The 11,095-nt window shown below is 60.1% G+C and carries 12 protein-coding genes and 2 pseudogenes; 8 read left to right on the top strand and 6 right to left on the bottom strand.

What is annotated here, in order from left to right; all coding sequences use genetic code 11:
- Positions 1–817 (bottom strand): DUF6531 domain-containing protein (locus IV112_RS14170; protein WP_304004294.1); only part of this gene is annotated, 817 nt, incomplete at its 3' end.
- 832 nt (positions 818–1,649) lie between these two features.
- Here IV112_RS14170 and IV112_RS14165 point away from each other — a divergent pair.
- Positions 1,650–2,111 (top strand): DUF1016 N-terminal domain-containing protein, encoded by a 462-nt coding sequence (locus IV112_RS14165; protein ID WP_438362240.1) that lies wholly within the window; start codon positions 1,650–1,652, stop codon positions 2,109–2,111.
- Here the strand turns inward: IV112_RS14165 and IV112_RS21570 are convergent.
- A pseudogene (locus tag IV112_RS21570) lies at positions 2,081–2,149 on the bottom strand (hypothetical protein); the annotation flags it as partial. The gene IV112_RS14165 and the pseudogene IV112_RS21570 overlap by 31 nt on opposite strands.
- 11 nt (positions 2,150–2,160) lie before the next feature.
- Positions 2,161–2,490: pseudogene (locus IV112_RS21515) on the bottom strand (thermonuclease family protein); the annotation flags it as partial.
- Between the two features lie 39 nt (positions 2,491–2,529).
- Here IV112_RS21515 and IV112_RS14160 point away from each other — a divergent pair.
- The 4 genes from IV112_RS14160 (at position 2,530) to IV112_RS14145 (ending at position 4,768) form a co-directional block, all read left to right on the top strand.
- Positions 2,530–2,832 carry a hypothetical protein gene (locus IV112_RS14160; RefSeq protein WP_290898521.1) on the top strand — a complete coding sequence of 101 codons (303 nt, stop codon included), beginning with the start codon at positions 2,530–2,532 and terminating at the stop codon, positions 2,830–2,832.
- Positions 2,833–3,038: 206 nt separating this feature from the next.
- Positions 3,039–3,305: a CopG family ribbon-helix-helix protein gene (locus tag IV112_RS14155; RefSeq protein WP_304004289.1), complete on the top strand. Its 267-nt coding sequence runs from the start codon at positions 3,039–3,041 to the stop codon at positions 3,303–3,305.
- Positions 3,305–3,580, top strand: coding sequence for a type II toxin-antitoxin system RelE/ParE family toxin (locus IV112_RS14150; protein WP_304004298.1), 276 nt, complete (start codon positions 3,305–3,307; stop codon positions 3,578–3,580). Before IV112_RS14155 ends, IV112_RS14150 begins: the two co-directional genes overlap by 1 nt.
- A 546-nt stretch (positions 3,581–4,126) precedes the next feature.
- Positions 4,127–4,768: an SOS response-associated peptidase gene (locus IV112_RS14145; RefSeq protein ID WP_304004287.1), complete on the top strand. Its 642-nt coding sequence runs from the start codon at positions 4,127–4,129 to the stop codon at positions 4,766–4,768.
- Between the two features lie 76 nt (positions 4,769–4,844).
- On the opposite strand, the gene tyrS is transcribed toward IV112_RS14145, so the two are convergent.
- The gene (gene tyrS / locus IV112_RS14140) at positions 4,845–6,092 is read right to left on the bottom strand and encodes a tyrosine--tRNA ligase (protein WP_304004285.1); all 1,248 of its coding nucleotides are present in this window, start codon (positions 6,090–6,092) and stop codon (positions 4,845–4,847) included.
- Positions 6,093–6,302: 210 nt separating this feature from the next.
- On the opposite strand from tyrS, the gene IV112_RS14135 reads away from it, so the two are divergent.
- From IV112_RS14135 to IV112_RS14125, 3 genes are all read left to right on the top strand, one after another.
- On the top strand, positions 6,303–6,773 hold the full coding sequence (locus IV112_RS14135; RefSeq protein WP_304004282.1) for an antitoxin Xre-like helix-turn-helix domain-containing protein: 471 nt from the start codon (positions 6,303–6,305) through the stop codon (positions 6,771–6,773).
- Positions 6,774–7,866: 1,093 nt separating this feature from the next.
- A complete protein-coding gene (locus tag IV112_RS14130) occupies positions 7,867–8,688 on the top strand; it encodes a hypothetical protein (RefSeq protein ID WP_304004281.1) in 822 nt (273 codons plus the stop codon).
- On the top strand, positions 8,685–9,641 hold the full coding sequence (locus IV112_RS14125; protein ID WP_304004279.1) for a hypothetical protein: 957 nt from the start codon (positions 8,685–8,687) through the stop codon (positions 9,639–9,641). The genes IV112_RS14130 and IV112_RS14125 overlap by 4 nt, the downstream gene beginning before the upstream one ends.
- 181 nt (positions 9,642–9,822) lie before the next feature.
- On the opposite strand, the gene IV112_RS14120 is transcribed toward IV112_RS14125, so the two are convergent.
- Together IV112_RS14120 and IV112_RS14115 are read right to left on the bottom strand one after the other, a co-directional pair.
- Entirely contained in the window at positions 9,823–10,311 is a 489-nt protein-coding gene (locus IV112_RS14120) for a hypothetical protein (RefSeq protein ID WP_304004277.1), read from the bottom strand.
- Positions 10,271–10,717, bottom strand: a complete 447-nt coding sequence (locus IV112_RS14115; RefSeq protein ID WP_304004276.1) for a hypothetical protein — start codon at positions 10,715–10,717, stop codon at positions 10,271–10,273. The genes IV112_RS14120 and IV112_RS14115 overlap by 41 nt, the downstream gene beginning before the upstream one ends.
- Between the last annotated feature and the right edge of the window lie 378 nt (positions 10,718–11,095).

Raw genomic sequence — 11,095 nt, 5'->3', positions numbered from 1 at the left:
CCGCCACCCAGGCTGTTCCACCAAACCCGAAGGTAAACACCCGACCGCTCGGGCGGATCGCCCACGCCGTGCTGCCGCTCGACGGCGAGACGCGGATCTGTTGCTGGTACCCCACGCTCCAGCCCACACCCAGCGGCATCACGCCTGTGCTCGAACCCGTCACCAGCTCCGAATACCCAGCCTGAATGCTCAGGCTGTTGTAGCTCCGGACGAATCCCAAAGAACCCGACGATACGTCCGATTCCGACAAATACTTGTTCCCTGAACCCAAACCTATCGGATGGGACGTCGAGGGGCATTGATTGCCTGCGCTCCTTGATTTTCCGACAGCAATACGAGATTCAGGCTCACAAAGACCTTTGCTAAAATTAAAAAATTGACCGACTGGGCAAACCGGCGTTCCGGTACAGGGCTCGTACCCATAGTAAACATTTGTTCCGCCCGAGGAATTTGGTCCTTCATGACAGATTGCGAGTCGACTAATCGAGACCCGCTGTTGTCCATCAGGACGAAAACAAAGTGCTACCCCCCCCGCACCAATGATCTCGTACACACCACCGTATGGCTGATTGTTGTAGGCTGATGCGGCAGCACAGGCTGGCCCTGCATGTTCAAAAAGCGCTAAAGCGACCCCGCTTTGGCTGTAGTATGTACTTCCATCAAAGGTTCCTTGGCCCAACGCGTAACCGCTCCCGTCAAACATCCACATATGCCGCGCAGGGTATGCCGCATAACAAACTGCGGTCGAAAGTAACAAACCGGAGACACCAATATGGCACACAATCAACTTAAGCACAGGAAAAAACGTTGATTGCATCAATTACCGCTCCCGTTTGAATTGACAACTATGGACGCACCTTAACCCGTTTAGGCGCGCTTATCATCTATAGTTTCTTTAATCCAGCCTGGTCGGAGGCATATTCCGTTATTGAGGCAATCCTTCAAAATCTCGCACCACTTCTCTTAGAATAATCTCGAGCAAAGGAGCCTACTGGGCAGCAATGCCAAAGACTAATCCATTCGTATGTATCCAAGCCAAGTCAACCCATATGGATTACGACGAAGTGCGTACGATGTTGCCCGAATTGACTGGCGGAAGAGCCCTCTGCCCCCTGCTACGGGCGAAGTTCTTAGGCGCACTCTCTCGCCGAATCGTCGCCCTTATTCGCGATTACCCTCGCACGGCCAGGAAAATCCTTGGGCATCGATGTAAATCGGCCCGGAAATAACGCTCCTTCAACACCCCGCCTGTCTCAACGGATTCTAGGAGCCCGCCTGCCGGGAAGTACCTGCGATTGCCCAGACTGCCTCCGGTCGTACGTCGAAAGTAGTCCATCGCGTCGTAGCTGTATATTTCCCACCCCCCATCTTCAGGCTGCCCTTGGCATCTCAGTTCAGCGTCTTCGCGCCACTGCAAGCCTGCGCTGTCGGCCGGCCCTCGAAGTAATGCGCGAACATAGACCCCATCGTCCCGCTCGTCTGCCGATCCAGATCTCCGGCAGTCGGTTGCTGTCCGCTGCATATGCCTAGTAACGGGTGCTCGCATTTGCACTCAGGCTGCCCTGCGTGCAGCTCTTTCGATTCCCCACCTCATCACAGGTGAACAGCTCGTCGTTCGCCGTACCGGGGTAATCAGCTTGGGTCATTCAGTGCTCAAGGGCGAGCGTGCCGCTTACGGCGAGCAGATTGTCTCGGCAGTGATGAGACAATTGGAGGCCGACTACGGCCGGGGCCTCTCCGAGAAAAACCTGCGCCACATGCTGCGCTTTGCCGAGGCTTTCCCTGATGAAGCAATTGTCTCCGCAGCGCGTAGACAACTGAGCTGGACGCACTGCCGCACCCTCATCTACATCGACGACCCGCTCAAGCGAGACTTCTACCTGCAGATGACGACCTCTGAGGGCGCCAAAGCGAAGCTCAAACATGGGCTTCGCTTCATTGGGGCGCCCTCTATGTATGCGACCTTTCGCCGCAACTTCTCCAAGCTCTTCTCATCCAGCAGTCCAGCGGCAAACGCCAGCACCAGCATGGCAACGGGTATCGGTAACTCTCTACCGCTCTCGTACCTGCTTCCGCCTGACTGTGTGACCCCAAAACGAGTCCAGAACTGAGTTTGATTCTCGCCGCGAGAGAGCCGGTACGCTTTGATTTCCGCATCTCGTAATTGATGTCGCGCCCGTCCCGGAGTACTCGGCCGACGAGTCGGCCGTAGCGGTCCTTCTTCTCGTACTCGATGGTGACGAATTGGGAGAAGACCCGGTCGGCGAGGGACTGTTTGGAGACGCGCCAGTAGTCCTGGCCTTTCTCAGGCGCATCAATAGCTTGGAGCCTTACCCTGTATTGGCGCCGCTCTCCGTCCAAAACTGTCAGGGTGTCCCCGTCAGCAACGGCAACAACTTGTCCAACCAGCTCTGCACCTTGGGTTCCAAGGGATATGACAGCGATAGCCGCGCCGAGCAATAGGCGTTGCACCGATAACTGTATATCCATACAGTTACTTTCCCTTCGTTTCGTTTTAGTAGTCCCGTGGTGACCAGCGAGAAGTGGTATCGAAAATGGTCGAGAGTCGCGCCCTGGTACTTCCACAGTTACGCGCACGGCCGGGAGAACGTTGTTGTAGCTCACGACCGCCAGATCGTTGCGGTCGGGGTGCGTCCGGACATCGGTGCGCTGATTGCAGCTGCGCCAACGATGTACGCGACGTTGTACCAGATAGCGCGGACCCTTCATCCGCACGACCCGCGCACCTACGCCATCCGGCGCGCGCTCGCACGGGCAGACGCGCGACAAGGAAAACTGGCAATGGAATTGCCCCCAGAGCGCGAACGATGACGCGCATTCGTGTGATGCGCCTCGTCTGGCGTAAAGGCATCGGCGCCAATCGGTTGCCGGGTCTGGCGACATTGAGGCGCTCATTTGTTCCGAAGTGCGCGCCCGCGTGGCCGGGTCTGGTGACATCCTGGTGCGGGGCGATCCGCCGCACCGTGACCAAAGTGTTGCCGGCTCCGGCAAGATCAAGTTCCGATAGGAGGTGCAACATGACCGCAGCAACCAAAGTGCTGACCGCACACGTGCCGCTTCCGCTGGCCGACAAGGTAGATCAGATGGCTTCACGACTTGAGCGCTCGCGCAGCTGGATCATGAAGCAGGCGCTTTCCGCATGGATCGCCCAGGAAGAGGAGCGCGACAGACTGACCCAAGAAGCGCTGGCCGACGTAGACGCCGGCCGCGTCATCGATCACCAGGCCGTGCAAGCGTGGGCGGAGAGCCTTGGCACTGACCAGCCGCTGCCGGTGCCGCGTTGATGGAGCGGAAGCGGACCAGCAAGGCGCTTTTCGATTTGGCGCGCTTGTATGAATTTCTGGCTCCGGTAAACAAGCCCGCCGCCGCGCGGACGGTGCAGGCGCTGACCAAGGCCCCGACCATTCTGCTGACCAACCCAAGCATCGGCGAGCAACTTTTCCAGTTCGAGCCGCGCGAGGTACGGCGAATTCTGGTCGGGGAGTACGAGGTTCGCTACGAACTTCAGGATTCGATCATCTACGTGCTGCGGCTGTGGCATACCCGAGAGGTCCACTGAAATGGCTTTGCCACCAACCTACTATGACTTCGTGCGCAAGTTGCGCCCTACCCTGGTTGAGTTCGGCGTTTCTTCTTGAACTGCGGAGCACGCAGGGCTGGGCCCTTGCGTTTGCCGGACAAGGCGTTGAACCCGTTCTGGTAGGCCTGGCCCAAGGCGATGATGGCCTCCTGAGGTGCGCACTTGGTCACCTCCTGCGTCCAGGGAAATTCGACCTTCTTGATCGCATTGAGCTGCCGGCGCAGCGCACCTTCGGTAGGCCTGGGCAGGCTCGGATCGATCTTGTGAGCCTGGTACTGCTTCTGCCACTGATTTCGGCCCGGCTCCCATCCCAGGCTTTGGACACTTCATGCTTGAACCGCGGACAAGATATGCGTAACGGCATAGGGTTCTTCGACTGCTCGTTCAGCAGAGATGCGCGGTTTGGGGGGAGGGCTCGCACTGGATCGAGGAAGGCGAGATCGATGTTGAAACAGCCCCAAGCGCGCGTGACAGCGACAACGAGCAGTTGGATACTGGCGACGTCTTATCCTGACATGCATTGATATGTGCGCAAACTACACTCCATCGGCTCAAGCGGCCTGGGAGGCCGCATTTCGATGGACTTTCCCTGTCGGCCAATTCAAGAGCGAGAGCTTCCCGGGCTACACGGCGCCGATCATTACGAATGAGGTTCGGGAGGATGCCGTCCTTGCGACCTTTGGCCTGCTACCCGGCTGGGCAAAGCCCGATCTCGTCCGGAGCACGTACAACGCACGCAGCGAGACGGCCTACGAGAAGCCCTCCTTTCGTCATGCGTGGCGACGAGGGCAGTTCTGCATCATTCCGGCAGACGTGATCTATGAGCCGAACTATGAGACTGGGGCCGCGGTGCGTTGGGCCATTCGCGCCGCCGATGGGCGGGCCTTGGGCATCGCCGGCATTTGGGAGTCGAGAGCGGTCAGCAATGGAATCCAGTACTCCTTCTCCATGCTTACCATCAACGCAGACGACCATCCGCTGATGAAACGGATGCACAAGCCCGGTGAAGAGAAACGGATGGTTGTCATCCTCGAGCCGGGCTCCTACGAAGAGTGGCTGCACGTGAAACCCGAGCACGCACCGACGTGGCTGACACAGTTCCCGGCGGAAAGGCTGGTTGCTGAGCCGGCACCGCGAGGCGCAGCTCGTCAAGCGGCGTTGATCTGACACGTCGGAGTGACCTGCCTTGTTTCCTCGGACCACGCCTCAGGAGACTTTCCGTATCCATGCCAAGGCAGTCCGGCTAACGCGGTTGATCGGCAAGCACGATCCGAATGTGCTGCTTTCTGCCTGCCGACAGCCTCCATTCGGTCGAACCCGCCGAAAGCGTGACATCCGCTTGCCTCACCGGCTCTCCATCAAGTCGCAGGCCCCCGCCCTCAGCGAGCCGGCGGGCGGCACTTCTCGAGTTCGCGAGCCCGCCTTCGACCGCCAGTTCAGCGAGGGAGACACCGGCGGCCAACCGTTCCTGACTCAGCAGCACGGTTGGGAGACCGTCCACATCGTCGGCTTGGCCAAAGACACCACCGGCCGCACGTGCTGCCACCTCGGCCGCCTCCGCCCCGTGAGCCAGTCGAGTCGCCTCGTTGGCGAGAACGACTTTCGCTTCGTTCAGTTCTGCGCCGTGTAAGGCACCCAGCCTTCGGATCTCATCCATGGGCAGTTCAGTGAAGAGAGCAAGGAAGCGACCGACATCGCGGTCATCCGTATTTCTCCAGAACTGCCAGAAGTCGAACGGAGTGAGCCGCTCCGCGTTCAGCCACACCGCCCCTTGAGCGGACTTCCCCATTTTTCGCCCGTCAGCGGTGGCAAGCAGCGGCATCGTGAGCCCGAGCAGCCCCGGCCCTCCCCGACGTCGGGAGAGCTCAATGCCATTGATGATGTTCGCCCACTGATCAGCTCCACCCACCTGCAGGGTGCAGCCATGACGCTTGGCCAGTTCCGTGAAGTCGTGAGCCTGAAGCAGCGTGTAAGCGAACTCCTGGACCGACAATGAATGCTCGAGCCGGCTTCGGATCGCATCGAGACCGAGCAACCGATTGACCGTGAAATGCCGCCCAACCTGATCCAGAAACTCGAGGTAGCTCAAACCGTCCAGCCACTCGGCGTTGTTCACGACGAGCGCACCATTGGCGCCGCCATCAAACGTGAGGTACCTCGGGAAGGTGCTCGAAATGCCCTGAATGTTGGCCGAGATGGTTGCCGCATCAAGCATAGGGCGACTGCTGTCTCGGAAGCTCGGATCGCCGATCCGGGTTGTGGCACCGCCGATGAGCAGGATGGGACGGTGGCCGGCGCGTTGAAGCCAGCGCATCAGCATCAAGCCCTGGAGGTGACCGACATGGAGGCTATCCGCAGTCGCATCGAAGCCGAGGTAGGCCGTCAGACTGCCGTTGGCAAACGACGAGCGAAGCGCTTCAACGTCCGTGCACTGATGGACGAAGCCACGCTCTTCGAGCAGGTTAAAAAGGTCTGAAAAATCTGCGGGCATTGCAGTCTCCTGGAGGGGGCAAAAGCCCGAGGGAGACTGCGTTTAACGTCTAGTCCGCCTCGGGCGGAATGGACGCGCGTGCGCCTACCGCCTGGGAAGGCAGTAGCCGTAATACGAGACGCGATTTACGAAGTGCGAGCACATGGTGCTAGCGTATCAGAGTCGAGCAGCCCCGTGCGCTGGGGCGATGCACGCGAAGGGAGAGCTGTCGTGATTCGGAAGGCGAAGAACTCAGTAGATCGGTGCCGGAACATCCAGCGCTTCCAGGAAGCGAGTGCCGCAAGCTGGGGCGAATTGGCGGTTACTGTCCACCAAGGGATCCCGGCGAAAGAAGTCGAGGATTTGGCGGCTCTACTTGGCCTGCCGTTCGTTGAGCTGTGCTGCGCGCTCGGCCTGCCCCCTTCAAAGATCCGCCGCAAAGCGAGGAACTGGGAAGCGCTGCCCGCCGATCAGGGCGAGCGTGTTCTGGGCTTGCAGCGTCTCGTCGGTCAGGTTCAGACGATGGTCGAGGAATGCGGCGATCCGACAGACTTTGACGCGGCAGTCTGGACCGGGCACTGGCTGACCAGCCCTCAGCCCGTACTCGGCGGAAGCTTTGCGATCGAGTATCTCGGAACAGTCACCGGCCAGCAGCTTCTCTCCGACCTGCTCATGAGAAACGTCAGCGGCGCATACTCTTGAAGAGCAAAAAGCGCGATGGATCCGCCCCCGTTGCCGGCGTCAGCCGCTCGTCCAACTGCCTCGATCTGCCCCTGAGGCTCGATGCTTCAGCATTCTCCTTTTCCCCGCAGCCGCCATCCGTCGGCACAGTGAATTGACCCCTGAGCGAAACGACGAATCGCGCCCTTTTTCCGGCGAAGTCCACCGGCCCGGCTCCGCCACAAGCAGCGCATCGCGAGTTCGGTAGATCCTCCTCTCCAGTCCCTGTTGCACGGGGCTTTCGCACCAGGTCGGCCGCCACTTTTCCGTAGATCAAAAGGCACAGTCTCGAGACTCGCGGAGTCGCTTCGGTGCAATCCGCAGGCGAGCGAGTTGAGCGCCCCCGAGGGGAGAAAAACCTCTCATCCGCGACACCGATATCGAGCGCAACGGGTGCCGCGAAGCGGGGGCCAGGGCACGCGCCCGCAGCCCCACCAGCCCCTCGGGCTGGTGCAGGGGGGAGCCGGAAGCGTGGCGCCGGGCAGGACGCATGCGTCCGTCGCCCGAGCGCAGGCCGCGCCCACGCGGCCGTCAGCTTCGGGGGGGCGAAGCCCCGGGCGCCGAGCAAAGCGCGGCTACCCGCTTCGTGCCCCGCAGGGGTGAGGCCGAACGGCCGAAGGTCGAGCCGGGTCCCGCAGTCCGAGCCGCGCAGCGGTCGGGCTGTGGGCAAGCGAGAGCGCGCAGCGCCGATCGAGCGCACCGGGCAACGCCCGGTGCGTGAGAGAAGCCCGCGGAGCGGGTAGCCGCGCTTTGCGCGCGCCCCCGCGAGGTGACGGTACGTCACCGCTGCAGCCCGAAGGGCGTGAAGGCAAGGTCTGGGAGGCAGAGGCGGCGTACAGCCGCATCAGGCAAGGGAATCGGCCCTAGCCGACGCTCCGCAGGAGCGCCTTGCCGGTGCCTCTCGGGCCGCGCAAGCAGTCGCCACCGACTGCTGTAGCCCGTGACAGACATCGTCTGCCTCTTCGTCCCCATCGGGACGACGGGGCAGACGAAGCTCGCTTCGTCCAGATGTCGGGCGAGGGATAAATCCAGGGCGCTACACGGAGAACAACCCTTCTTTTTGAGGTGATCTCCAATGACACAGCACCCCGCAGCACCCACACACAAGAAAACACCGAATGCCGCCGAATACCTGAACGGACAAAGCCCTCGCGCTCGAGGCGAGGCGAAGCTCAAATCAGCACTGGAATGGATCTACCTGAATGGCTGGACCAGTGCCGACCTGCTGCGCCAAGTTGTAGGGCAGGCCGCAGGCGGTTACGCCGCGAAACTCGTGCGTTCCGGGCTCCTCGTTGAAACCCGAACTCAGTCAGGCTGCGTGCAGAAAGGTGTACCGAAATCAGTACTGACTTTGAGCAGGATCGGGCTCGAAGAAGCGGAAAGGTTCCGGACCGATTCATACCCCTACATCGAGATCAATCCGTTGCGCATCCCGCAGCATCTGATCAGGCACAACCTGATAGCACAGCAGCTCACGCTCACCGCCCTCCGCTCCGGTCACGCGAGTGCGTACTTTACGGAACGCATGCTGCAGCGTGCGGGCGACAAGAAGGATGAGAAGAAACCGGACGTCGTATGGAAACTGTGCACGTCCGGAGACCTGGCCGCAGTCGAAGTCGAACTGAGCGCGAAGTGGGGCCGGGATTTGGACGATTTCATACTGAAGATCTGCATCGCCCTCGACGACAGGAAGGGATCGCCACGGTACGACAAATTCTTCATCTTTTCGGACAGCCCGGCGATCGTCGCGAGGTATGAAAAGGCGCTCGCCCCCGGATCAAGGTTCACGCTCTGGCGATCCGATCCGATTGCGCGGAAGTACTACGAAGACAGGGCTTTGTATGTCCCCGATTACGTGCGTAACCGTATCCAATGCTCGCTTCTGAGGGACGCATGAGACGCGCCGCATTGATCGTCGCAGCCGCACTCATTGCGGGCTGCGAGGAGCCTCCCCCTGTCGACACGCGGCCAGCCGAACTTCTGGCTGAACTCGCTGCAAGGTGGCCTGCAGAAGCTCACCTGCCGCGACTGGCCGACGCGGTCGCACATTGTGATCGAAAGGACTGGGAGGGCTGCGCCGAAATACGGAACCGCCAGGACCAGGTGTCGGTATCGGTCTCAGCATGTCGCGACGATGAGAGCAGTATGTGCGTCGCCCTGCGCGAGCGCGTCAGCCTGCTCGCAGATCGGGCGAAGTACTTCCCGGCCGCTCACCAGGTCTTGCTTCCCGATACGCCGTTCTACTGGCGACTTCCCAATCGTTTTCTCGACCAGCTCTCCGACGAACATTCGTACCGCATCGAGGTCGCAAAATCATGGTACCAACGGGTCTACTTGTACATTGCCTTGGCTGTGCTCTGCGCACCGATCTTGCCGCTGATTTTTGAGCGCATCTGGCGCTGGCTCCTCCAGTTCAATCCGATCCAAAACCTCGTTCGGCGTCTGCGCGGAGAAAAGCCAGTCAAGGTGCTCAAGTTGAAGGGGCTGAGCACGCGATCTGCAGCGACCTGCGCGGAGGAATCCGTTACGCACTCCAGCACGTCTTCCCGCACCCATGCGAACCAGTTGGCTCACCCCATCCAGCCGGAAGACCGGTACGAGTCGCACGAGGAAAGCGAGGTGGTTCAACCCCTTTACACGCCCGAGACTGATCCGAAAATCTCACCCGACCCAGACTCCACGTCGAACGTGGCCGACACCACCCTGATCCATTCGACTGAGCTTGAAGGGCTGGCGCAGACTGCGCCAGCGGATGAGAAGAGGACTGTGCCTCCTCGGGTACGAAAAAATTACGATGACGATCCGGATCTCAAGGCGCTTACTGAGCTGTTTTCGGGACGACCGAAGTGATCCATGCGTCCATGCGCACATGGCGTCATGAATGTAGCTTTCGCCGGTGCGCAGAGCGGATTTTCGACCGAAAGGCGTCCTCGTCTAGCCGCTGGCCCGTGTCCGACGGCGGGGCAGCAAAGTCACGATGCCCGGCCAGGGTCGGCCATCTGATTCGCGTCGATAAGCCGCACACCACCCGTCAGCCGGGCGCTCTGGCGTACGCACTGAGGATTTCGTCGACCAATCGCTCTTCGATGAGATCCTTCAGTGCTTCTTCCGTGAGCGTTGGCGGTACGAAATCGTACCGCTCACAACCCGCGCAGGAGATCTTTAAAACAGCGACCAGGTTGATCCGGTGGTGCTCAATCTCGAATCGGAGACCCAGTGCCGGAGTGTTGGCCGTCCAGCGCCCGCCCCCCTCTTCCCGGAGGGAGAGGCTGGTAAGAAAAGCGCGTCGGTAATCCCAAGTGTCAGTCGTCGCGGTCAGCATCCTTTTTACGCCCTTGAACTTTCCATCGGCCGACACCGGCTGTCTCGCGCGATCTCGCGGCCTGTCTCCATCGGCGCCACCGCTGCGGTCTCTGGCTCCTATATGCCCGATTGCGCGATAAATGGGCTCGCTAGCGACGAAGAGACCTTCGAGAAGCTCAGGGCTTCTGGCAATCCCGGCCCGCTTCTCCTCGCGCAAGATTCGCGTTGCTCTCCTCCAAGCAGATGTTGTAAGCATGTTGGGCTGCAGTTTCCCGTTCTAATCTGGCAATGGCGTTCAATGTACGAGTGGCGCCTTCATCCACCTTTCCGTCCACGATCTCGCATTTGAACTCACCCGGCATATAGGCGCCGAAGCTGTTTTTGGCGTGGTAGTCGATGGCGATCACATTAGGGTTTCCAGGGGAGACCGTGGCTTTGAATACCTTTACTGAGTACGGATCTTTCAGCGAGGGCTTCAGGTGCTCGATGCACAGATCAGTCTTCTGCTGCAGCGCCTCGGCGCGTGCGGCCTCCCGTGCTTTTTCTGTGTCACACCCCGCCAGGGCAAGCCCCAGGATGACGGAGAGAAGCCCAAAATGTCGTGCGGGTTCGATCATGCTCATGTCTCTTTGTTGTTATGCCGATTGCGAGCTTAGCACGCGAAACTTCTGGGTTATCTAGGCGCAAAAAGCCATCCGAGACTGGTCTGAGATATAGCGCTAGATTCATTCGCGTGTATCAATACACAGCACGCCTGCGCGGCGCAGACATATAGACATAGCCATAGGAATTCGGTCTCCGCATCCAGTGCATCTCTGGTGGGCGCTATCTTCAGCGTCATCGAGTCCGTTACCGCAGGCAAACTGCGCCGTCATGACCGCGCTGATCTTCGCCCTCACTCGCGCTGTTTGGGCAACCCATGAAAGAAAAAAGCCCGCTCAAGGCGGGCAAAGAGGAGGTGAGAGGGCGAGGCTTCTTTCAAGCTCTCCCACTTCTCATCC

The sequence above is a fragment of the Methyloversatilis discipulorum genome (assembly GCF_018780585.1).
GTDB lineage: Bacteria > Pseudomonadota > Gammaproteobacteria > Burkholderiales > Rhodocyclaceae > Methyloversatilis > Methyloversatilis discipulorum_B.
Note: the sequence above shows the minus strand (reverse complement) of the source record. Positions and strands in the feature narration are given on the sequence as shown.

Excerpts from the sequence above, each read along its gene's own strand:
- IV112_RS14130 (WP_304004281.1), top strand. The coding sequence starts at position 7,867 with ATGACACAGCACCCCGCAGCACCCACACACAAGAAAACACCGAATGCC.
- IV112_RS14145 (WP_304004287.1), top strand. The coding sequence starts at position 4,127 with ATGTGCGCAAACTACACTCCATCGGCTCAAGCGGCCTGGGAGGCCGCA.
- IV112_RS14150 (WP_304004298.1), top strand. The coding sequence starts at position 3,305 with ATGGAGCGGAAGCGGACCAGCAAGGCGCTTTTCGATTTGGCGCGCTTG.
- IV112_RS14125 (WP_304004279.1), top strand. The coding sequence starts at position 8,685 with ATGAGACGCGCCGCATTGATCGTCGCAGCCGCACTCATTGCGGGCTGC.
- IV112_RS14155 (WP_304004289.1), top strand. The coding sequence starts at position 3,039 with ATGACCGCAGCAACCAAAGTGCTGACCGCACACGTGCCGCTTCCGCTG.
- IV112_RS14115 (WP_304004276.1), bottom strand. The coding sequence starts at position 10,717 with ATGAGCATGATCGAACCCGCACGACATTTTGGGCTTCTCTCCGTCATC.
- tyrS (WP_304004285.1), bottom strand. The coding sequence starts at position 6,092 with ATGCCCGCAGATTTTTCAGACCTTTTTAACCTGCTCGAAGAGCGTGGC.